The sequence below is a fragment of the Sedimentibacter sp. genome (assembly GCF_033447055.1).
In the GTDB taxonomy this organism is placed as follows: domain Bacteria; phylum Bacillota; class Clostridia; order Tissierellales; family Sedimentibacteraceae; genus Sedimentibacter.
Window position 1 is genome coordinate 1 of sequence record NZ_JAWQJF010000001.1, and the last position, 21,991, is coordinate 21,991.

Sequence of the window (21,991 nt, forward strand, 5' to 3'; positions counted from 1 at the left end):
GCAAATGCCGTTACCGAAGTTGCTCCTATTGTTAATACCACTGCTCCAAGTACTGCTAATTTTTTTATATTTGTCATTTTAATGACCTCCTTAAATTTATTTTATATACTTAATATAAAGAAGTTTTATGACAAAATTGTGTTTTTTATATTTTATTTCTATGGAATTTTCTTGAATCTTTATAGAATTTTTAATTTATAAATAGTTCATCAGGTTTAATGTTTCTTATATTACGCCTGTCATGTAATAATTCATAATTGTTGTCAAACAATACTGTAGTCACAAAAGCCTCTCCACTTTCACTTTTCTGTCTACTAACCATTGAATTAAAGCCCCCGATTGTGTCCTGCTCAAGACCTGACATAGAACCGCTTCTGTCTAATATAAATGCCAATTCCGTTAAATTCTGTTTCATTTTATACCCTCCAATTATTTGATGATTGAAGAATATCACTTTTACAAAAAGAAAAGGTCGCATAAAATGCGACATCATACTCCTATACTTAGTCAATTTTCAGCTCTTCCATTGCCTTGTTAAACTCATCAATTTTAGTTTTATCCTTTACTAATGGAAGATTTGCTTCTATGTTCAGTAAACATCCGTTAGTACCAATTTTTGCAAATTCACATCCTATAACTAAATCTGAAATGCAATTAGGGTTTGTTTTCCCTTGTAATTCCATACCGATATTATATACTTTTCTGCAAAGTTTTGCATTTTCCATTGGTGTCGAAGCACCTATTATTCCCGCATTTGCAATAGCTTGTTTTCTTGCTTCTTTTTCATCTTCCGTCTCTTTTGGCAATTTGTATGCATCCCTGATTACACCATAAGCTTTTGCATCGTCTGATACGCCCATGAGCAATTTGTCTCTAAGTTCTTCTAATTCTTTTGCATATTCCAATTGTTTTTCTGCTTCAATCCCAAAATCTTTCTTAGTAGACAGTTTGCACACCATCCCAATAAGTCCGCAAGCTAATGCTCCTGATAAAGCTGATGCGCTTCCTCCACCAACCGTAACATCATCTGTATCCAAAATTAATTCTAATACATCTTTGTAGTCCATATATGCCTCCAATTTTTATGTACTGTTTTCTAATCTTTATAGTGCTTAAGACTCGCCAAAAGGCGAGTCTTAAACTGTATAGCTCTATAAATATTTACTGCTCATCTAACAATCTTTTTTCTAATATTTGATTCATATTGAAGTTTTCAATTTGTAGATAGTACTCTGCAACATCAATTAGAGATTTCATAGGAACAGTACCAATAACTTCGCTGCCTACTACATTAACTCCATATCTTCTTGCTTCCATTTTTACCATTTCAAAGGCTTGATAAACCGATGTTTTTTCAAAATTAACCAAATTCATTGAAACTTGAGTTTGATTTCTATCTTCTAGTTTTAATCCAATAGCTTTTACATATCTTAGTCCGCCGCCAATATGTCTTACTCGCTTTGCAATTTTATCTGCAATCTCTACATTTGGTGTGTCTAGATTTACATTAAATGCTACTAGAGGAACTCTTGCTCCCACTGCTGTACAGCCGCTCTTTGCGTTCATTTCTTGAGGCCCAAAATCCGGTTTCCACTCATCTTCTTTGATTTTTTCGAAGAAACCTTCGTATTGGCCTTTTCTTATACTTGTAAGATTTGTTCTGTTAGGCTTTGTTGCTGCATCTTCATATAAATATACAGGAATACCCCAACTTCCTATTTCAGCACCTACTTCTTTTGCAATTTTAACACATTCCTCTATTGTCACAGAAGCTACAGGTGTAAAAGGAATAACATCTGTTGCTCCCATTCTGGGGTGCGCGCCTTCGTGTTTTGACATATCTATAAGCTCAGTAGCTTTTTTTGCAGAATTTATAGCAGCTTCTTTTACTTGTTCTGGAGAACCAATCATTGTAAGAACAGTTCTGTTGTGGTCTTTATCCGATGAATAGTCTAAAATTGTTATACCTTCAATTTTTCTGACTTCATCAATAATTTGTTCTACTAATGCTTCATCTCTACCTTCACTAAAATTTGGTACACATTCCATTAATTTTTTCATAAATTTCTCCATCTTCTGCCGTTTTTTGCCGGCATCACTATTTTAAATTATTTAACTAAATTTTCAACAAAAGTCTTTATAAACCACACAGTTTGTGGCTGATAAATGATATCTACCAAGAAAGCTCCAACTATTGGAACTATCATCATGGCTTTACGACTCATTCCATAACGATCATTAACAGCAGTAAGATTAACTATTGCTGTAGGAGTTGCACCTAGACCATGACCTAATAAACCAGCACACATTACAGCCGCATCGTAATTTTTTCCAAGCAAACGGAATACAACAAAATATGAAAATAACACTAAGAAAACAACTTGACACATTAATACTATAAGCATCGGGCCTGCAAGATCTGCTAATTCCCACATTTTTAAAGTCATCATAGCAATTGATAAATAAAGGCCAAGAGTAACATCTCCTATTCCTCCAACTAATGGATAATCAAACCTATACCAACGTGTTCTTTCATTTAAATTACGAAGAATTACAGCTACAAACATTGCTCCTACGTAAGTTGGAAAATCCATATCTATTAGTTTTCCTATCCAACCTGACACTATAGTTCCAAGAGCCATGCAAACAAGAATAGCAGTTACATTTTTCATAACATCAAGTACGGTCAAAGTATCACCGCTGCCAACATTTATTTCTGTAATACTTGTATCAAGGTCTTCACTGTAATCTGGTTTTAAGTTATTTTTTTCAATTAAACGACGTGCAACAGGTCCACCAACAATAACAGATGAAATCAATCCGAAGGTTGCAGCTGCTGCTCCAACTAATTGTCCTGAAGGATATCCCATACCTTCAAAAGTAAGACCATATGCAGCACCGGCACCATGTCCTCCAATCATTGTAATAGCACTTGATAAGAGTCCGTAGGCTGTTTCCATACCGGTTAATCTTGAAATAGTAATTCCTATAATATTTTGGGAAATAGAAACAACGCCGGCTATTAACCAATAAACAATCAATAAAGTTCCGCCTTTTTTTAACAGTGCTATACTTGCACCAAGTCCAACAGTGGTAAAAAAGGCTAACATGAAGAAAGATTGCAGTGTTGTAGTAAAATTAAAAGCAAATGCTCCTGTAGCCTTACCCGCCCATGTAATTAACATAAATATAAATCCACCTACAACTGGTGCTGGAATGCAGTATTTTTCCAAAAATTTCACTTTACCCTTGATTAAATAACCAATAATCAGTAATACAGCTGCCATAGCAGTAGTCATTGTCATATCAGCTTTTATAGTAAAAACATTTTCAATAATTTCAAAAGACATTTAATATACCTCCCATTTATATTATAATTCTTTATATTTTGCTCAGTGCTTATTGTGTACCCTCCTTTCCCTGCGCACTCATAAAGTTGCTTGATATATTGCACATTCCGTGCCAACTTTGAAAACGAAATCAATGGCTCTATTGCGAGATTTAATTTCTCTATACAGCAAAAATTGCAAAAATAACCCTGCAAAATTTGCACGGTGCAAATTTTGCAGGGTTATTTATAAATCATATTCTTTAATTTTATATCTTAATGTTCTTTCTCCAATGCCAAGAGTTTCAGCAGTCCATTTTCTATTCTGATTATTATTCTCGAGAGCAAACTCTATAACTTTCTTTTCTATTTCCTTCATGTTTTCACCCTCGTATACCTTAATATATTTTTTAGCAGGTTTGTTAGAACTATTTATTATTTTTTGAGGGATAACTTGCAATAAATCAGGTTCAATATAGTCAGAAGCAGTCAAAAGAACAGCTCTTTGTATAATATTTTCTAATTCCCTTATATTTCCTTTAAAACTATAGTTGCTAAGTATTTCATAAGCTTCATCAGTAATTCCCTTAATATTTTTATTGAAAGAAATATTGTATTTGTCAATGAAATAAGGTACTAAATATTTTAAATCATTTATACGTTCCCTAAGAGGAGGAGCTACTAAATTAATTACATTTATTCTATAATAAAGATCCTCTCTGAACCTCCCAGCCTCAACTTCAGCTTTTAGATTTTTATTAGTTACGCAAATTATTCTTACATCAACATTGCACGCTTTGTCATCACCAATTTGTCTTACTTCTTTTCCTTGTAAAAATCTCAACAGCTTTGATTGCAGTCTTAAATCCATTTCGCCTATTTCATCAAGCAAAAGAGTTCCTTTATCAGCTCTTCTTATAATTCCAATTTCATCTTTAAAAGCACCCGTAAATGCTCCTTTTTTATATCCAAACAACTCACTTTCCAGAAGTTCTCCCGGCATAGCAGCACAATTTATGGATACAAATGGCTTATCAGCACGATTGCTTGACCGGTGAATCTTCTGAGCTATAAGCTCCTTCCCTGTACCGCTTTCTCCTGTAATTAGAATTGTAGCATCCGTATCCTTTATCCTGTCTATAATGTTCATGATTTCCTTAATATGCGATGATTCCCCAATAATATCCTTTTTTACATGCACCTCTAGATGATTAATTTTATGAAGCATTTTTAACTTTTCATTTGCAGTATTTAACAATAACAATAGCTGGTCATTATCAATAGGCTTAGTAATAAAATAATAAGCTCCAGATTTAATAGCGTTGATGGAGTTTTCTATGGTAGAATGCGCAGTCATAATAATTATGATAGCATTAGTTTCAAATTCCAACAGTTTCTCCATTAGGTTAAGCCCATTGTCTTCTTTTAATCTTAAATCCAGAAGAACTAAATAAATTCCTTCTTTTTTAAAAATATTTAAAGCTTCTGTTGAATTATCACTTGTATAAATTTCAAAATAATCATCTAAAAGGAATTTTAGAGATCTTAATATTTTTGGTTCATCATCAATTATTAAAAGTTTGTTCTTCATTTAAGTCACCCTTTTTTGCTTTTAAAATAATACACATTCCCTTTCCATCGCCATCACTTTCGGCAAAAACACTTCCGCCATTTTCACCTACAATCTGCTTAACAACAAACATTCCAACTCCGCTGCCGGAAATCTTTTTTGTATAAAATGGTTCAAAAATATACTGTATGTCATCTTTATTCATACCGTAACCGTTGTCTTTAAAATATAATACAATATCATCATCCTTTTCAATTGCTGATATTTCAATAACAGGTAATTCAACCTGCCTTACAGCATGTTCACTGTTAAGCAAAATATTTAATACTATCTGCTTAAACTGAGAAATATCAAATTTTATATAATATAATTTACTAACTTCAACATTTAGTTTTACATTTTTTATCTGAAGTTTTACAAGCTTAATTGAATTTATTAACTCTTCATATAAATTGAGGTTTTCAATAACAGGTTTTTTAGGAGAAGTATATTCCATAAATTCCTTAATAAGTCCATCTATCCTGTCAATTTCTTCGGGAATATCCTCTGAGGCAGCTAACAAAAATTCCTTGTTGTCTATTTTATTTTTCATCTGACTTGTGTATATTTTTATTGATGTAAGAGGATTTCGTATTTCATGGGCAACCGAGGATATAATCTTATCCATAAACTGCATCTTATCATAACGTCTAAGCTCATTTATAAGCACTTTGTGCTCCATTGTTTTTTCTTCAATCACTTTCTTTAATTTGTTGTTGAAACTATGAATGGATAAAATCACGGCTAACAGGACAGCACATGCTCCAAAAGCAAATTTCAATAAAGTCTCAAGCTGCGCTCTTGTATTTTTTATAGGTGTTCCAAACCACTTTCTATATAATGAATCATACATCCCATTCTTTTGAATTTCATAAATCCCCTCATTAAGTTTTTTTAAAAGGACTTCATTGCCTTTGCCCACTGCTATGGAATACTTTTGCTCATTAAGAGCATCCCCTACTATCTTAACCAGTTTAATAGCATTTTTCTCTTTGCATAGGTAATTGATGGTCAGGGTGTTTCCAATAAGGGCATCAACTTTACCATCCAGCAAAGATTGAAGAGCTTCTTCCAACGAATCATATTGATTTATTTTAATGTTTTCAATATGGCTAATTTCCTGATATATAATATCCTCTTTGAGTAAGGCAATTGTTTTACCTGATAGATCACTCAAATTATATATATCTTTATTGCCATCTAATACGAATATTGACTGGGAATTCATCAGAAGGGAATCGGAAAATAAAAATTTGCTTCTTCTTTCTTCAGATTCCTTCATTCCTTGTATTATATCAGCTTGCCCGTTATGAATGGAATTATAGGCATCTTCCCATTTCATGGGAAAAAATTCAAATTCCAATCCAGTCACAAGACTTATTGACTTAAGTATATCAACATTAAAACCTTTATAAATTCCATTAGAATCAACATACTCATACGGTGGAAATTGTTTATCTCCAGCAACCCTATACGTTTTGGCATATGCTAAGGATGTATGAAATAATGTAATATTCAATAAAATGCATAGTATTATAGTTGTCTTTCTCATTATAACCATCTTCATATTCATTTTGATTTCATTCTCTCTTTAAATACTTTTATATTAATTATATTATAATAAATTCAGTCTCAATGTAGATTGATAAATATTCATTGTAATTCACATTATATCATATACATCAAATAATTCTACATTTACATATTAACTTAATAAAAGTAATGTTTCTATGAATCATCAAAATATAATAGCCATTTGATTATAAATCAAGTCCTTTTCAATCCCAGTAAATTAAACAAAAGGAAATGACTGAACATGAAATCTATAAGTGCTTCAATGGAGCAGGTAATCGTTCTCTTGTCTTTACAAAAAGAAAAGGTCGCATAAAATGCGACATCATATTCCTAATAAATTTTGTTCGAAAGCCTTGTAAAACATTATAAACACTGAGCAATAAAACAATTGATTTTCAAATTAACCGTGGTATAATTTAAATAGAAATACAGATGATAAAGTACAAGGTATATGAAGCAGTTAGATTATTTCCTCTTCAGGAAGAATGAAAACTGCGAATTATACCTTCTTTTATTTTATTATGAATATTTTCTATAATCATATAATGCAATGATCTTTCTATAACTTATGTGTCAGGCACTGAATTTTCAGAATGGTATGTCATCAAATAAATTGAGTTGTTTATCAGTTGCTTCGTTTCTGTTGTTATATTCATCCCACGTATATCCCATTAGTAAAGTACATGGGTGCTGTTGAATAATCTTTAATATTATGTTTTTAACTTTTTTTGTTAATTTTAAAGAATAATCATTCAATTTTTCTTCACAATCTTGTAAAATATTATCTTTATCTTCCGCAATTAAGCATGAAATAGATAATTCTGCCATAAATATTGCTGCCATGCTTGGATTCATTCCTTTTTCTAATACAAGATACTCAATCAAATCATTAGAGCTAGGCGCCAAACCAGCTATACCCTCTGAAATTACAATAGATATTTCATTATCTTTAAATTTTTTGTAATTGTATATATCAAAATTATTTCGTTCTACAAGGATTAAATTCGTTTGTGTTTCATTAAATAGAGTAACTATTTTTATATCTTCACTTTCAAGCACATTCAATTCGTCCCAGTATACCAAGGGGGCAATAACTGTTTTTTCTAAAATCTCGAAATTAATTTTTCTTTTTAAATATTCGCTCAACGTTTGATACAAAAATTCCAATTCGGCAACACCATATAAATTTATTAAAGCTATTATAACCTTTTGACACTCATGACTTTGCTTTATTGTTTCCATTCTTTTCTGTTCACTAAAAAAACTTGAAAACATATAAAATTCTTTGGTTACTTCAATGGAACTTTGTCCATTTTCTTCACCGACTTCCAGTAAGCCTAAATTTATTAATATATCTAAACACAATGTTTTCATTATTTCCAACATAATAACATCATTATCCTTCGAGGCAATGCAAAGTAATAAATAAGCAGCGCTTGGTGTCAACAACTCAAGTAATCTTTCCTTATTATTAGAAAGATATTTAACTATTTCTGTGGCATATGCCTTTGATGCGCCCTTTGACACCTTAGATAACTTAATACCTAATTTTTTCATTATGGCTTTTAATTCAGAAGGTTTATTATTTGATAATAAATCAATCATTGAAAATTTGCTGTCTAAGATTTCAATCTTATTTTCTGAATTAGTTCCATTCATAAATTCTTCGTATTCTTCTTCCCATTCCTCTTCATCCCAATTAGGATACTGTTCTATTACACCCGCTTGTTCCCTTACATGTGTCAAACTCAGTATATCACTTTGCTCGATTTTTTTAACCGTAATATCAAACAACCATTCATCTCCAAAATCATATAAAAACAAAAACTTATTTCTCACCTTGAGATTAAGTTCATTTAAACTAACTTCAGCAGCGTTTTTCATATCTTTAACTTCGGGATGAAAATATCCTTCGCTGTCATGTATATCTCTGCTTAAACTAAACATATATAAATGATCATTATCAAAATCAAAGGTAGAAAGAATTACATCAGACAAATCATCTAATGTTTGATAACCGTCAATTTTGATAATCCTATATACGTCTTTGTAATACTTTGGCTCTATTTTTAACTCATAAGTATAATACTTGCCCATTTAATCCTCCAGTTACCATTGGTTTTATATTTCAAAATGGATACTCTCTGTATAATGAGTAATCACTTTCCATAACTTCAATAATCCTTTTTTCATCTCACACCATTCTAGCACAAACTATATTAAATCGCAGTCTTTCAATATTTTTTCGATAACTTCCCAAATAGCCAATGATGGATTCTCTTTATAGTATTTATATCCTTTATACATTTGCAATACATATCCATTTTCTTTATTGCATTGCATAATGAATTTTGCTCTGTTAACCGCATCAATTACATCCACCAATGTTAACTGATTCAAAATACGCTTGAAATTATCTTCATGCTTGTACTCATTCATACTTTCAAAATTCTCATTAAAAGCACGATTAATAGGAACAATGTATTGTCTTCTATGTGCAAATTGGCCATTACAATCAACCTTATGTAAAACAATCCACAAATCAAATGTAAGATTTGTATAACCAAACTTATAGGTTATTTGCTTACCCAATTCTTTAGCCTTTTTCATATTATCCATAGTTTCTCTGAATTCTTTCACATGAATTGGTTCGTCACTTTCATAATCAGAAATATGGTAAATTTCTGTCTTACCGGTTACAACAATTGACTTAGCTCGCTTTAAAGGATTTTTTTGTACAGGGCAATCTATAGACACTTTGAATATAGTTTCCTGTGTTTCGTTTATTTTATCTTGCAACCACTTTAAATACCACTGTTCAGTTTCGCCCTCAACGCTAAAATAATATTTTTTAGTTGATTTCAACTTCGCCATTATTACACCTCACCTATATCAGAAATTAACTCCTCAAAGATAGATGTAAAATCAATATCTTTAATAGCTCCGTATTGACTGATGAAATAATTTTTCATATAGTCTTCATGTTTACGCACACCTTTTTCACCCGTAGTTCCAAAGTCAGAAAGAGCGTACAATACACTATTATGGGTATCTTCATCTCTTTCAACAAATTTTATCTCATCTCTTCGAAAAAGGTTTGAATTTAAAAATATTGGATTATGTGTATTAAACACAAGCTGCGCGTGATGAATATTTATATCATCATTATGGAATATGTTAATAATATTCATCAACGCCATGGGATGAATAGATGCATCAAATTCATCAACTACCAATGTGCCACCTGTCATTATTGCCCTTATTACCAGCGGAAACATATTTACAAAACGAATTGTTCCATAAGACTCAAATATTTCAGCTGCCATTGCAGAATTCTTTTTATATTTTACATTTTGGAAAATTGAACATAATTTAGCATCATTATCATCTTCGCTTACGACGTATCCTATAGCATTTGAATTAATACCAAATAATTTCGCAGCATTATTGATAGTTTTTTCTACATAAACAGTTTTCTTTTGCGGGTCGATAAAACGCTTAATTAATTGCATTGAATCAGCTCTATAAATAACCATAAATTTATTGGAAAACCAATCTATAATAAGTTTTACAAGATTCTGGCTAAAAATTAATTTGAATCCATTTGTCAAAAAAAGTTCTTCATCATTTAAACTGTTTTTGGATATTTCAATAATGCTTCCTTCATTTTTATTAAATGAATTGGCTAAATAATTTTTTATGCTTTTCAAATTACCAAAAGATAGAGTATTCTCTCGAGTAAATATTTCTTCTTCATTTATATAAAGTTCTTCTTTTAATACCTTTCTGGAATATGTATCATCCAAGAAACAACCTAAATCCAAAGTTACGGCATAATGAATTAAAAGACTGTTTTCAGTAAAATCAATAGAAAATAAAACAGGCTCTGAACAAAACTCACTATTATTAGGTATTAATTCTAATGTACTTGCCGCTGGATTTGGTGAAGATTTTTCTTCCGAATTTCTAATATTTCCTCGTAAAACTATAGCCCTGAAAGTATCCATTGCACCAATAATATTTGTTTTGCCAGATGCATTGGGCCCATATATTACAGATGAACTCAACCCCTTTACATTTTTACCTTTTACTTTTTCTATCAGCATACTGTAGTCTAAACCTTTTTGCTTAGGCGCAGCCGTCAAAGAAAAAACCGCTTCATCTACAAAAGATTTATAGTTCTTAGTTTTGAATTCTAAAATCATATTATTCCCTCCATTCTGCAATAATATAGCAAAATAATACTTGTATTATACATATATTATGCTCAAAAGTCAAATAAGTTATTCAATTTTAAAAAATAATTGCAAAATCATTACAAGAATCGTTTGAGGTACTGTTCTTTTTAATTAATACTCTCAAATTATGCTTGTCTTTGTTATTCTTAGCCAAATAAATTGCTGCAGCAGTAGCCTGAGCTCACAGGGCTTACCCTCATGGCAGACCCGTTTCCCCAACTGTTGTATGGCTCTAGACTGTCTGAATTCCCCCAACATAAAAAATTTCCGCCATAATCTTCATCAGGATACTTTCTAAACCATTTTTTATAACTTTCATTAAATGGTATATTATTTATTATGGCATCAATTGTTGCTATAGTCATAACAGTATCATCTGTAAAGTTTGTGGTAACAGTAAATAATTCAAATTGTTTATGCTTAACATTGTTCCACTCATAAGCAGAACCAATAATATCACCAATAATAGCTCCTAACACAAAATCACCCCTTATAATTCAATACTTAAATAATTCGTAAAATGTTAATTATTCTGACGGTTCTATAATTTCAAGTCTGAAGTTCCATCCCTCGCAGGACATCATCATTTTGCCCAATTCGTAAAGTGAAAGTTTTTGTCCATCGATAATAAGCTTTGGTATTTCTCCTTCAAAGTTGTCATCCCATTCGATTCTGCCTTCAGCCACATTATCTTTTAAATTAAATGATTCACGTCCGTAGAATTCTCTCTTTTCAATGAACTTTTTTGATAATCCATTTTCAATTTTATTATACAATCTATTTATTGCACTTAATGAATCTTCATCAAACTCTTGACATACCTCAAAAGAATATCCTACATTTTCATCATCCAAATACTCTTTTGCTTCCCATCGGATACCCATAGGATTAATCATTTTTTCTATTTGAAAGCAATGTTCAATACCATCACAATCAATAAAAACTGCTTCTTTTATAAAATCTGTATAATCATCAATACCAAACATATCAGAAACATATTTATTATAACAGTCTCTGCACATTATTTTTGGTTTTTCATTTTCTTTTGTAGCTAAATATACCATGCCCTTATAATCTGGACCTTTGCCGCATATTTGACATTTTTCCATATAATCCTCCTGTATAATCTTTACTGTCTATGAAGCAACTTTTCATATTATTAAATTAAATTTTCTTATTGTTATAATTTGTTTTAATATATTAATGTATTTTAATATTTTATATTTTTTATTTTTCTATTAGTCTCAATTATGCGCCACTTTATACTTACCAAAAATATAAATTTCTTCTTGCCAATTTTTTACACCTGACACCAATGCACTATATTAATCCGCCTCTAATATCCTAATTGCATCTTTATAAATAGTAAACGCTGAACCAAGAGTATGTACAAATAAAATTTACATTTATGTTATTTAAACAAATCCCAAAAACTAAATGTAGTTTTTTTATAAATCTTATTATACATGGCCTTTTTAGGGTCTCTAATCCACCCTATTCCTTTCTTTCCATAGAACGGATTTATAGCCTTTTTCACTTTTCTTTTTAATTTTCCGGTAGTTCTAGCTTTTATGGACTTTTTAATGCTTGGCTTTCTTATTCCAAATTTCATAATTGAATTACCCCTTTTGTATAAACTACTCAAATAATCATAATGCTTAGACATACATTCACATATTTATTTCATATGCATATAATAATATACTAAAAACAAAAGTATAAACTTTGAAATGGGAAAACATTCAAAGTTAATTAATTGCTTTCTTTGATCTATTCAAGGAAAGCCAATTGCCATTACTAATTTTAATCCCCCTTATAATTGTTTATTTTATGACAATCTAATTATCAAACAAATCAAATATATTTTCCTGTTTGGATGTTTGATAAATCATTGCATGTTCAAGTCGTTCATCTTCAGATAAGCCCTGCTTGTTTATTGTAAAATCCTGTATTCTTAAAACCTCTGTATCACTGTACATTCTTTTACGTATACTCAATCTAAATATTAGATTAAAACGATTAGTTATTGAGCTTTGGCTTAAATCTGATAGACATATAAGTTGGATATTAAATGTTTTAGCAATATCCATTATTGCATTTAACAAGTGCTCAGAAGATGTTTTACCAAATGGATTATCCATTATTATAACCTTTGACTCATTAATTGTTTCCTGTCCCATCCTTCTTATGGTAGCATCTCTTGTATATGACATAAGCACAGAAACAAGTGTAAAAAACACTACAAACTTCTCACCACCAGAATTTTCAGAAATTGCATCTTCCCACCTTTTTAAACCGCTGTTGCTTTCATTTAAATCCACCTTATAAACAGACACAGGAATTTTGCTGCTTCCTATAAATTGATTTAATAGCTCTCTAGTTGAAACTATACCCTTAATTTTATCTCTAAATTTCTTATTATTGTCTTCTAAGTTTTTTTCAAAAATATCAGCCATTATTTTAACGGAAGATGAAATATGCTCCTCCATTCTATTTCTAGCATTATCATTTATTTTTTCTGGCATATCAATCTTAAGCATTTTTACATTTTTATTTCTACCTGTAAGCTTAACTCTTGACTTATCTGTTATAGCTTTTATATCTTCATATATTAATGATGCATAGCTTACACATTGATCTATGACTTGTTTTTTTGTATGCTCAATATTCATAAGCTGCTGCTCATAAAAACTAAGGAATTTATTTAAGCTTTCTCTTTTTTTTGATAATTCTTCAAAATAATAATAAATCCTGTCATATGTGCTTTCATCAATATTCAATGTCTCTATTGAATTAATAATATCTGTTATACTTTGATGTTTGTTGTCATAGTCTTTTTTAATGCTGTTAAATAGCTTTACGTATTCCTTTTTAGCATTATCATAATGTTTCTTTGCATCATCATAGTTATATTTTAATTCTTCAAATTGTTGCTCAACATTTTCTTTAAGCAAAAAGAATGAATTAAGAGGAAGTAACTTTATATCAATTATCATATTTATTAAATCTTTAAAGCGAATATATAAAATATTCTTTTGTTTGTATTCATCTTCTTTAATCTTTATATTATTTAATTCAAACCGTATTGTTTTTCTTCTATTGTCAAAATTACCTCTAATTTCATTATTATCTAAAGCACTTAACATGTTTTGATCTTTTAATGCTTTCAAAGCTGTTTTGTATCTTTCTTCTACCCTAATAAAATTACTGGTTACCTTATTTAACTCTTCCTGCTTTTTATCTATTTTTTCTGAAAGTTCTTTGATTTCTTCTAGTATAGCATCATATTTTAAGTCATCAACTAATACACCCTCATATTCAAAAGGCTCTAACTTAATTCTTGAAATTTCACGTAGCTTTACATCTAATTCTTTCTTATTATCCTGCAATTTTTCTTCTAGGTCTTTTATTGTACGCCCTTGCTGTTCATTCAAAACCTGATACTCTTTTTCTAGTTCCTCTAACGTCTCAACAATTAAGTCTCCTTCAATAGCATCTGAATATATTAGAAGATTTTTCTTTATATGCTCAAGTCTATATGACAAAAAACTAAATTCTCCCGTGAATGTTGAATTATCTTCTGTGAGTCTTGTTTTCTCTGTTTCGCAAAGACTAATTTCCCGTTGCAAATGCTTCATCTTATTGATTAATTCATTATGCTCTTTCCACTGCTGCATGTAAGAATTGTTTTCTTCCTGAAACTTTGCAAAAATTTTGTATTGACCTTTTATTTTATTAATCTGTTCTTCAATATTTTTTAATATTTCAGTTTTTTCGTCTTGCTCTGTTTTTAACTTTATCAATTCTTCAGATAACTTAACTTTATGATCATTTGCTTCTTCAATTTCCTTCTTGCATCGAGTTAAACCATTTAAAATATTTTCTTCGTAATTATTATCATAGGTAAATCTTTTAATTATCTCTATCCCGCTTCTTAAGAATTGGATTACATCAGCAAAATGAACTTTCCTGTCTTTTATAGCTATAATTTCATTTTTTAAACCTTGCAAATATTGTTCCTTTTTCTTATCTATGAAAATCTTAGGCTCGTATGTGCTTATAAGAGAGTATTTTTCATTTAGCTCCACCATATTGTTATTTGAATTCAATGATAAATCAAGCTTGTCATAGGTAGTGACAGGTATTATCTGCCTCAAAAAAGCATTTTGTAAATATGCTTCATTTAGCATACTATAATCCTTTTTATCCACAATTATACTGAAAGGAATCATAGGATCACTTTCCAGCAATAGTAACCTGTTTTTTTCACAAAGGTTATTTAAATAATTTTCACCCGTATTATAATAAATATCATTGTCATCTAAATATTTCAGCAAGCTCTTAGGATGATATACCTTATTAGTTTCTATGCCCTCCACCATCTCAGACAACTTTTGTTCTTCGTTGTTTGCATTGAGCACTTCTTTTTCTAGGGCTACCATTTTCTCGTTAAGGATTTTAATCAATTCTTCATTTTCGTAAATTAAATTTTCTGATATCCCATTTTTTAACAAAATTTTACTACAAGTTTCTTTATCAACTTTAAATTTCTCATATTTTTCATTTAGCCCATCCAATTGAATTGAAAGCCTAGTTGCTAATCCAGCAATTTCTACATTTTCTATCTGTATTTCATCAATTTTATTTCTTATCACTTTAATTTGCTTTTTACATGAGTCATAATCAAAAACAGCTTTTATTTCGTTATTTTTAAGCTTCTCACCATAAGAAAACAGTTCTTTTTCATCTGTTTCCTCCAGCAAATTTCTTGAAAACTCAGTTGCAAGCTCAGCAAACACATCCTTCTCATATTTCTTGAAAGAGTTAAGACTGTTTCTTAAACCTCCTGCATTGCTAGAAATTTCATTAAGTTCTTTATTGTCTTTTTTTAATTTTTCAGTTAATTTTGTAATCTTTTCAGCGTTAGCTGAAATATAACCTTTTAAATTTTCTGATTGTTTCTCATTATCATTTTTCCGACTGTTATATATGTTTTTTAAGGAATATTTTAGTGATTTAAGTCTTTCTGCATCAGGAGTACCACTTCTCAAAGTATCTATTTGTGTAGAAAGTCCTTTAATCAATCCCTTTAGCTCATTGCAACTGTTATATAATTTTGCAGCTTCTTGTATATTTTTTTCCCTAGTTTTTATCCTATGTTCTTCTTTATATTTTTCAAACAAAGCTTTACATTCATTTTCTATTTCCTTATTTTCAAGATACGTTTCTTCAGCTTCATAATATTTCTGAGAAAACTCTTCCTTTAATATGTGATTTAATTGCTCATTTAGTTTTTCTCTATCAACCACAATATTATTAAGCTCAATATCGAGATTTTTTATTTCACTGTTTAATGTGCTATACATGAGATTCAGCTCAGTTTTAGATTTATCAAAGTTATCTAAGGCTTCACAAACTTTTCCCAATGACCCTTCTAGTTTAATATGCTCATTAAAATAATTCTTAATAATTTGTTGATCATTAATATATTCCTTGTTTCTTACTGTATTGATAACCAATCCCTCAAACAGATCTTGTATTTGCACTTCTTCATTTCCTGTTGACTGAACAACTTTTTCTACAGTCTTAATAATCCACTCATTTAAAACACTATCTGATGTCTTGCACTTTTCAAAGAGCTCTTCTATGCCACCTTCATCATTATTCATTTTTGCAATTATATTTTTCCATTCATCCTGAGAAATACCAAAACTGGCTAAATGTTGCCTGTAAGCTGATGAGTCATCACGGCTAAAATATTGCATTTCTCTATACTTGCTAGTAATCTTCTTAACAGCTTCTCTTGATTTTTCAAAAGAAAGTATCATTTGATTCTCTCCTTCAGTTCTTACGAAGGGAACCATTTCAAGGTCAAAATCACAAGCAGAATCATAATGACTTGTAAATGTAAAATAATTAATTCTATTACCGGAATTTTCATCAGTTGATGATTTTGGAGCAATAGAAATTCCTGTCATTAAATAGTCTTTTTTCATTTCATTATCAAGTAGCCATTCAATCAAAATAAAGGCGGGATAGCTGCTCCTTTTAAAATAAGATAGCATATTTCTATTTTGAAGCTTTAAATCAGGAATTATGGGCTGCAGCATAAGCTGGACTAAAACACTTTTACCCCCTCCATTTGCAAGATTCAACAGAGCATTTTCTCCACTGTAAAATGAAAATGTTTCATCGCCTATGTGACGAACATCATTGTTATAATAAAAATTAATAACTCTTAATCTATTTATCTTAGGCATAATTATCTACCTTCTTTTCAAATATACTTTGAATTTCTTTTATCCTATTTTCATCAAGATAATAATATATAAAAATATCATCCAGTTTTTTTTCTCTTCTTATTTGATTTCCGTCCTCTAAAACCCTAATCAATTTTTCCTTTTCAAGCTGACTATATGCCTTTAAAATTGTTCCCACCTTGGTTTTCCTGCTGCCTTCACTGGCAACCTGCTTGCTAAGCCAAAATTCTGCCACTCTTAGAAAATTGACGCTGTACTTTTCTTCCAAGGCTTCTGATTCTTCTCTTAAATCAACGTATGTCTGCATTCTAGTATCTAGGTATTCAATTAAATCTCTTGTTAAAATAAATTCTCTTTGTATGGGATTAGTATTCTTACCTCCATAAAACAAAAAGAATATAGTCATAAATATATATGCTTGCAAATATGCTTCAGTCATAGTTGCATTAGATGTTATATTTTCCCTGAAATCCTTCATGCTGTAGCCTAAAATGTCATTTTCTAAGTTGGGTATAAGATATACTGTATTACCAACATCCAAAAGCTTAAATTCGAGCTCTTCCTCAAATTGATACAAAAGCTCTCTTACCTCACCCTTTTTATATTCAAAAAACAGCTCACTATCGTTTTTATTATCTATCTGACCCTTTTCAAGCAAATTATAATATATTTTTAAAGCACTTTTAATCAATTTCTTCACCCACCTTTGTTTTTGACATCATTGCTGTTATCCTGAAATCATTCATTTCAATAATACTCTTTATTATTTCTTCTCCGAATTTTTCTTCAATAGGTACTTTGAATTTCGAATTTACTTTTTCTATACTAATTTTTGAGATATTATAGTAATCATCCTGCCTGCCCTCCAGCTTATTTAAGCACCATGCTAAATCAAATTCTCCATTTGCCTCAGCTATAATATCTTGTTTATTATCTCTTTTTTTCCACTCATCAATATCTATTACCCCTATTTCATACAATTTCAGCATTATAAGAAATATTCTTTTGTCTTTAATACAGGCACTAAGTCTTATGTGATTTTCGGCTATATGAGTATAAAAGCCAGAAAAAGTAAATTCTGAGGTATCTAATTTTCTTGCATATTTGAACAAGCTTTCTATTATCCCGTAATTTACTTCATTTTGCTCTTTAATTTTTTCTATATATTTATCATCTTCTAAGCGGTTATCAATAGAGCTTTCTTCATTTCCATCTACTTCCCGAAGCTTCCCCTGTCTTTGGTAAATTAAAGAAAGATTTAATAGCTTTTTTAATTTTGTTCCATATAAAGGTGTCATTAGCTTCCACAGATTACTAATCTCCACATCTGACATATTTTCAAGAGGTGTAATAATTTCTTTTTCAAAATCATATCTTTTCACTATAGATGAAAAGAAGCTGCTTTTTATTGTTTCTTCATATATGTCATTCATACTGAATCTTTTGCCTATTAAATTCCTCTGCTCTGTTATTACTATTTGAAGATTTCTGTTTATTTCATCCAAGCTTTTCAGAGCATTTTTTATTGTATCATCATTATATGCGTTTTCTTCAATTTGTTTTTTAATTCTAGCCTTATCTTGGATAACCCCTTCCTTTAAATCAAGCATTCCTTCATATTCTTCATCTATTAAATCGTATGTTTCTTTTATGAGCTTCTCATATTGATTTCTGTCAACATCATGGATGTTTCTTCTTACTCTGTTTATGAATTCATCTACATCGCGCTTTTTTTGCCTAAGCATGCTGATTAACTGCTTACTTTGATTTAAAGCATGCTTATAATTTTTTCTTTTTAGTAATTCCTTTAATTTAAGCTGTTCCAGCTTGAAGTCCAGTTCCCTATCTACTTCTTTTGTACGGAATAAAAAGTTGTATCCCTGGTCAGTAAGCTGATATGTAATTTTCCCGTCATCACTTATTTTATCACTTATTAAACGTATTCTTATTTCATCCCAGGATTTAAAATAATTCATGGTTCCAAATGTCTTTGTTAAGCCCTTATTTTGAAGGATATCCTTAATCATATATTCAGATAGCTTTACAACCTGTTCAAATGAAATGTCCCTATTGTAATAAGGTAAAATATCATCCAAAAATACTGCAATGTTATCCATAGTACAATCATCATTTTCATTTAATGTCTGTTCCATAATATATACCAGCAATGAAAAAAATAAATTGTCTAGTTCATCTTTTTCAAACCAGCCTTCAATTTCTGTATTAGTATTTTTGCGATTTATAATAGAATCCACAATAGCTGCAAATTCCATTCTATCTTGAAATCCTTCCAAAAAATCAAACATTTTATCACCTTTATTGAACTGCATTTATATAGTCCTGATAGCTTAAAATTTCCTGAGGTATTCTCTTGTTGCTGTCCAAAATCTCTCTAACCATCATTTTTTCACTCTCATTAAATTCAGCTAAAAATTCCTTATTATAATCTTTTCCTCTGTTATCATCAGTTTTATTCATTTTATCTACCTCTACAGTTAATACCATGTTTTTATACAAAGGCATGAACGGCACAATCGTACATTCATTGTTGCTATCACAATTATACAGCATATTAATTCCTGCAACATCAATATCGCCGGCATAATATATATTTCTAGGAGAATCAGATATTACATTTATAAAATCAGTAAGGGCATTTTTTCTTGTAACTTTGTTTCCTTCCCCATATATTAAATAATTTATTTCTATATTATATAACAATTTCTTTTCAGACGAATTTAAAGCTTTTCCTATAGAATACCAGGTGTCCTTATTTTCAATAACAAGTACATTTGCATCCTTGTTTTTCTTTTTTATTTCTGTACAGAAAAAAGGCTCTGGAGCATAGTAAAAATTAAGATATTCATTATCAAACTTATTGAATGTAAGAATACTTTTACCTTCTTTGCTTTCTAAAAATTTTTCATCTCCCCAAATCTCAAAGGATCGTTCTTTTACTGACATTTCATTATTTAAGCTTTCTTTTTTATTCCATAAAAAGTTACTTAATTTCAATATTTGCTCTCGTAGTTCTTCATATAGTTCTGGGTTATTTAAATATCTTGATATATTAAGTCTAGGATTAAGCTTAAGTATTTCATTTTTTAATTCTGTATAATCCTTTTTTTCTGTAACCTTTCTATACTCACAATAAATCTTAGGAAAAAATGACGTCATTCCCTTTGATTTAATAGGTTTAATTTTATTATTTTCAATCATTTCATCAACAACTATTTTAAGCTCATCATAGGAAACTATATTAAAGCTGTCCATTATTGCTTCATATGTAAAACGATTGGTTTTAATTTTATTTACATTATGCATATTAGCTCCTTCTATAACTCCATATGATTGATTTCCTTATTCATTCACAATATATCGAACAGGTTTGTTGACTCTGTTAATTTTTCCTTCGCTCAGTGCCCTATTTATCCATGCTGTTGCTTGAGATTTTGTTATATTTAATGAAGCTGTAATATCTTCAACAGTCTTAGGTTCTTTTAGAAAATCCAAAAATAAATCAACTATTGTGTTATACACATCAAAGTCAGATTTGATATATTCTGTATCATTTTCATTTATAATGTTTTCTTTTTCAATTGAAACCTCAACATTCTTATCAAGCTCAAAAATATTTATTTGATCTGCTTTTTCAATTTTCCTACTTATTAAATCTATAATTGATACATTATTAATATTATCTACAGCTATTGCACCCTTTTTGATAAGCTCTGAATTTCCCATATACTTCTTATTATTCCAAACAAATGTATTCACCCATTCATTTTTAATGTTTTCAACTGCACCTGCCCAAGTACCGCCTTTATTGTAATCAGACGCAACAACAAATGTACCATTTGACAATGCATAGATATATTTATTTCTATTCATAGCACTTGCAGCACTAAAGGGAGCATCAGGGTTATTTGCAGATATTAAAAGCTGTTTCCCGCTACGAATATTATCACGAACATCCTTATTTTTAATTTTTCTATCTAGGGAATCTGCCAATATAGACACAACATAGCCATTATTATTTAAGGCCGTTGATTCAGAAATTGTATCAACACCTTTTGCTCCACCTGAAAATACAACCAAATTTTCATCTGCAGCCTTTTTAGCTAACAGTTGTGCAAAATTCGCACCTTCTTCATCAATATTTCTAGAACCGACGATTCCTATACCTGTCTTATTTGCCAAGGATAAATTACCACAATAATATAGTAGCGGAGGTGAATGTTTCTTAAGTATTGATTTGAGCTTTTGAGGGTATTTTTTATCACTTCTTGTCACTATAGAAACTCCTTTTCTACCCATTTCTTCAAGCATGAATGCTAAATTTGCTCCTCTTGAAAGCAAATTAACAATTCTATCACCTTCTTCATCGCTAATTTTAATATTATTAATAATACTAACCTTATCCATATTTAATAAATTTGCAGGCTCACCAACATTTGAATTAACAATTTTCTGACCAAGTTCACTCCATTGTAAAGCAGTATATGGTCTAAAATTTCCATTTTTAACTCCCAGGTGGCTGCACATTAAAATAGTAACATACGCATTGTCTGTAAACATTTAATCATCTCCTCCAGATCCCGCGGTATTTGACAAAGCAAATGGATATACTTTACCAGAACCGTTAGAAATCAATTTATATCCGCATACAGTAAATGTCCATCTTGAATCAACCATATCATCAACGAGTAGGACATTACCAGTTTTAACTTCAAAAACATCAAAACTATCCCATGCATTTTTAAACTGCATATTGCTATTATGTAATTCTTTTTGCTGTTTAACATTTTTTGTTTTTATTATAGATTCATAATATGGTAATCTCAATTTAATTGCAAGTCTCTTAGCGAAACTTCTTACCAAATCAGGATGCCTTAGTGACGGGACAGAAGTTACCCAATCTATATTATTATCTATAATAAATTGATTAAGCAATTCTGCAGATGCATCAATTAAATCATTA

At 30.2% G+C, this 21,991-nt stretch carries 16 protein-coding genes and 2 pseudogenes; all 18 read right to left on the reverse strand.

The window, feature by feature from the left end:
- Positions 1–211: 211 nt before the first annotated feature.
- Positions 212–415 (reverse strand): annotated as a pseudogene (locus SA378_RS00005) (hypothetical protein); the annotation flags it as partial.
- An 88-nt stretch (positions 416–503) separates the two neighbouring features.
- Positions 504–1,067, reverse strand: a complete 564-nt coding sequence (locus tag SA378_RS00010) for a cyclodeaminase/cyclohydrolase family protein (RefSeq protein WP_318523944.1) — start codon at positions 1,065–1,067, stop codon at positions 504–506.
- A 94-nt stretch (positions 1,068–1,161) separates the two neighbouring features.
- Positions 1,162–2,061, reverse strand: a complete 900-nt coding sequence (gene ftcD, locus SA378_RS00015; RefSeq protein ID WP_318523945.1) for a glutamate formimidoyltransferase — start codon at positions 2,059–2,061, stop codon at positions 1,162–1,164.
- 47 nt (positions 2,062–2,108) lie between these two features.
- Positions 2,109–3,350, reverse strand: coding sequence for a sodium/glutamate symporter (gltS, locus tag SA378_RS00020; protein ID WP_318523946.1), 1,242 nt, complete (start codon positions 3,348–3,350; stop codon positions 2,109–2,111).
- 225 nt (positions 3,351–3,575) lie between these two features.
- Positions 3,576–4,919: a sigma-54 dependent transcriptional regulator gene (locus SA378_RS00025; protein WP_318523947.1), complete on the reverse strand. Its 1,344-nt coding sequence runs from the start codon at positions 4,917–4,919 to the stop codon at positions 3,576–3,578.
- The gene (locus SA378_RS00030) at positions 4,894–6,489 is read right to left on the reverse strand and encodes a transporter substrate-binding domain-containing protein (protein WP_318523948.1); all 1,596 of its coding nucleotides are present in this window, start codon (positions 6,487–6,489) and stop codon (positions 4,894–4,896) included. The genes SA378_RS00025 and SA378_RS00030 overlap by 26 nt, the downstream gene beginning before the upstream one ends.
- A 611-nt stretch (positions 6,490–7,100) precedes the next feature.
- The gene (locus SA378_RS00035) at positions 7,101–8,609 is read right to left on the reverse strand and encodes an IS1096 element passenger TnpR family protein (protein ID WP_318523949.1); all 1,509 of its coding nucleotides are present in this window, start codon (positions 8,607–8,609) and stop codon (positions 7,101–7,103) included.
- Positions 8,610–8,726: 117 nt separating this feature from the next.
- Positions 8,727–9,386, reverse strand: coding sequence for an RloB domain-containing protein (locus SA378_RS00040; protein ID WP_318523950.1), 660 nt, complete (start codon positions 9,384–9,386; stop codon positions 8,727–8,729).
- A gap of 2 nt (positions 9,387–9,388) precedes the next feature.
- Positions 9,389–10,717, reverse strand: a complete 1,329-nt coding sequence (locus tag SA378_RS00045; protein WP_318523951.1) for an ATP-binding protein — start codon at positions 10,715–10,717, stop codon at positions 9,389–9,391.
- A 179-nt stretch (positions 10,718–10,896) separates the two neighbouring features.
- On the reverse strand, positions 10,897–11,229 hold the full coding sequence (locus SA378_RS00050; RefSeq protein ID WP_318523952.1) for an ADP-ribosylglycohydrolase family protein: 333 nt from the start codon (positions 11,227–11,229) through the stop codon (positions 10,897–10,899).
- A 48-nt stretch (positions 11,230–11,277) separates the two neighbouring features.
- Entirely contained in the window at positions 11,278–11,859 is a 582-nt protein-coding gene (locus SA378_RS00055) for a hypothetical protein (RefSeq protein ID WP_318523953.1), read from the reverse strand.
- Between the two features lie 302 nt (positions 11,860–12,161).
- Complete coding sequence (locus tag SA378_RS00060) at positions 12,162–12,362, reverse strand: hypothetical protein (RefSeq protein WP_318523954.1); 201 nt, start codon at positions 12,360–12,362, stop codon at positions 12,162–12,164.
- Positions 12,363–12,588: 226 nt separating this feature from the next.
- Entirely contained in the window at positions 12,589–17,010 is a 4,422-nt protein-coding gene (locus SA378_RS00065) for a hypothetical protein (protein ID WP_318523955.1), read from the reverse strand.
- Positions 17,003–17,710 carry a DUF6063 family protein gene (locus SA378_RS00070; protein WP_318523956.1) on the reverse strand — a complete coding sequence of 236 codons (708 nt, stop codon included), beginning with the start codon at positions 17,708–17,710 and terminating at the stop codon, positions 17,003–17,005. The genes SA378_RS00065 and SA378_RS00070 overlap by 8 nt, the downstream gene beginning before the upstream one ends.
- Entirely contained in the window at positions 17,694–19,316 is a 1,623-nt protein-coding gene (locus SA378_RS00075) for a hypothetical protein (protein WP_318523957.1), read from the reverse strand. Before SA378_RS00075 ends, SA378_RS00070 begins: the two co-directional genes overlap by 17 nt.
- Positions 19,317–19,326: 10 nt before the next feature.
- On the reverse strand, positions 19,327–20,334 hold the full coding sequence (locus SA378_RS00080; protein ID WP_318523958.1) for a Wadjet anti-phage system protein JetD domain-containing protein: 1,008 nt from the start codon (positions 20,332–20,334) through the stop codon (positions 19,327–19,329).
- A gap of 36 nt (positions 20,335–20,370) precedes the next feature.
- Positions 20,371–21,588 (reverse strand): DNA-processing protein DprA, encoded by a 1,218-nt coding sequence (locus SA378_RS00085; RefSeq protein ID WP_318523959.1) that lies wholly within the window; start codon positions 21,586–21,588, stop codon positions 20,371–20,373.
- Positions 21,589–21,991 (reverse strand): annotated as a pseudogene (locus SA378_RS00090) (ATP-dependent DNA helicase RecG); the annotation flags it as partial.

Excerpts from the sequence above, each read along its gene's own strand:
- SA378_RS00065 (WP_318523955.1), bottom strand. The coding sequence starts at position 17,010 with ATGCCTAAGATAAATAGATTAAGAGTTATTAATTTTTATTATAACAAT.
- gltS (WP_318523946.1), bottom strand. The coding sequence starts at position 3,350 with ATGTCTTTTGAAATTATTGAAAATGTTTTTACTATAAAAGCTGATATG.
- SA378_RS00035 (WP_318523949.1), bottom strand. The coding sequence starts at position 8,609 with ATGGGCAAGTATTATACTTATGAGTTAAAAATAGAGCCAAAGTATTAC.
- SA378_RS00075 (WP_318523957.1), bottom strand. The coding sequence starts at position 19,316 with ATGTTTGATTTTTTGGAAGGATTTCAAGATAGAATGGAATTTGCAGCT.
- SA378_RS00040 (WP_318523950.1), bottom strand. The coding sequence starts at position 9,386 with ATGGCGAAGTTGAAATCAACTAAAAAATATTATTTTAGCGTTGAGGGC.
- SA378_RS00055 (WP_318523953.1), bottom strand. The coding sequence starts at position 11,859 with ATGGAAAAATGTCAAATATGCGGCAAAGGTCCAGATTATAAGGGCATG.
- SA378_RS00030 (WP_318523948.1), bottom strand. The coding sequence starts at position 6,489 with ATGAGAAAGACAACTATAATACTATGCATTTTATTGAATATTACATTA.
- SA378_RS00010 (WP_318523944.1), bottom strand. The coding sequence starts at position 1,067 with ATGGACTACAAAGATGTATTAGAATTAATTTTGGATACAGATGATGTT.
- SA378_RS00080 (WP_318523958.1), bottom strand. The coding sequence starts at position 20,334 with ATGCATAATGTAAATAAAATTAAAACCAATCGTTTTACATATGAAGCA.
- SA378_RS00060 (WP_318523954.1), bottom strand. The coding sequence starts at position 12,362 with ATGAAATTTGGAATAAGAAAGCCAAGCATTAAAAAGTCCATAAAAGCT.
- SA378_RS00085 (WP_318523959.1), bottom strand. The coding sequence starts at position 21,588 with ATGTTTACAGACAATGCGTATGTTACTATTTTAATGTGCAGCCACCTG.
- ftcD (WP_318523945.1), bottom strand. The coding sequence starts at position 2,061 with ATGAAAAAATTAATGGAATGTGTACCAAATTTTAGTGAAGGTAGAGAT.
- SA378_RS00025 (WP_318523947.1), bottom strand. The coding sequence starts at position 4,919 with ATGAAGAACAAACTTTTAATAATTGATGATGAACCAAAAATATTAAGA.
- SA378_RS00045 (WP_318523951.1), bottom strand. The coding sequence starts at position 10,717 with ATGATTTTAGAATTCAAAACTAAGAACTATAAATCTTTTGTAGATGAA.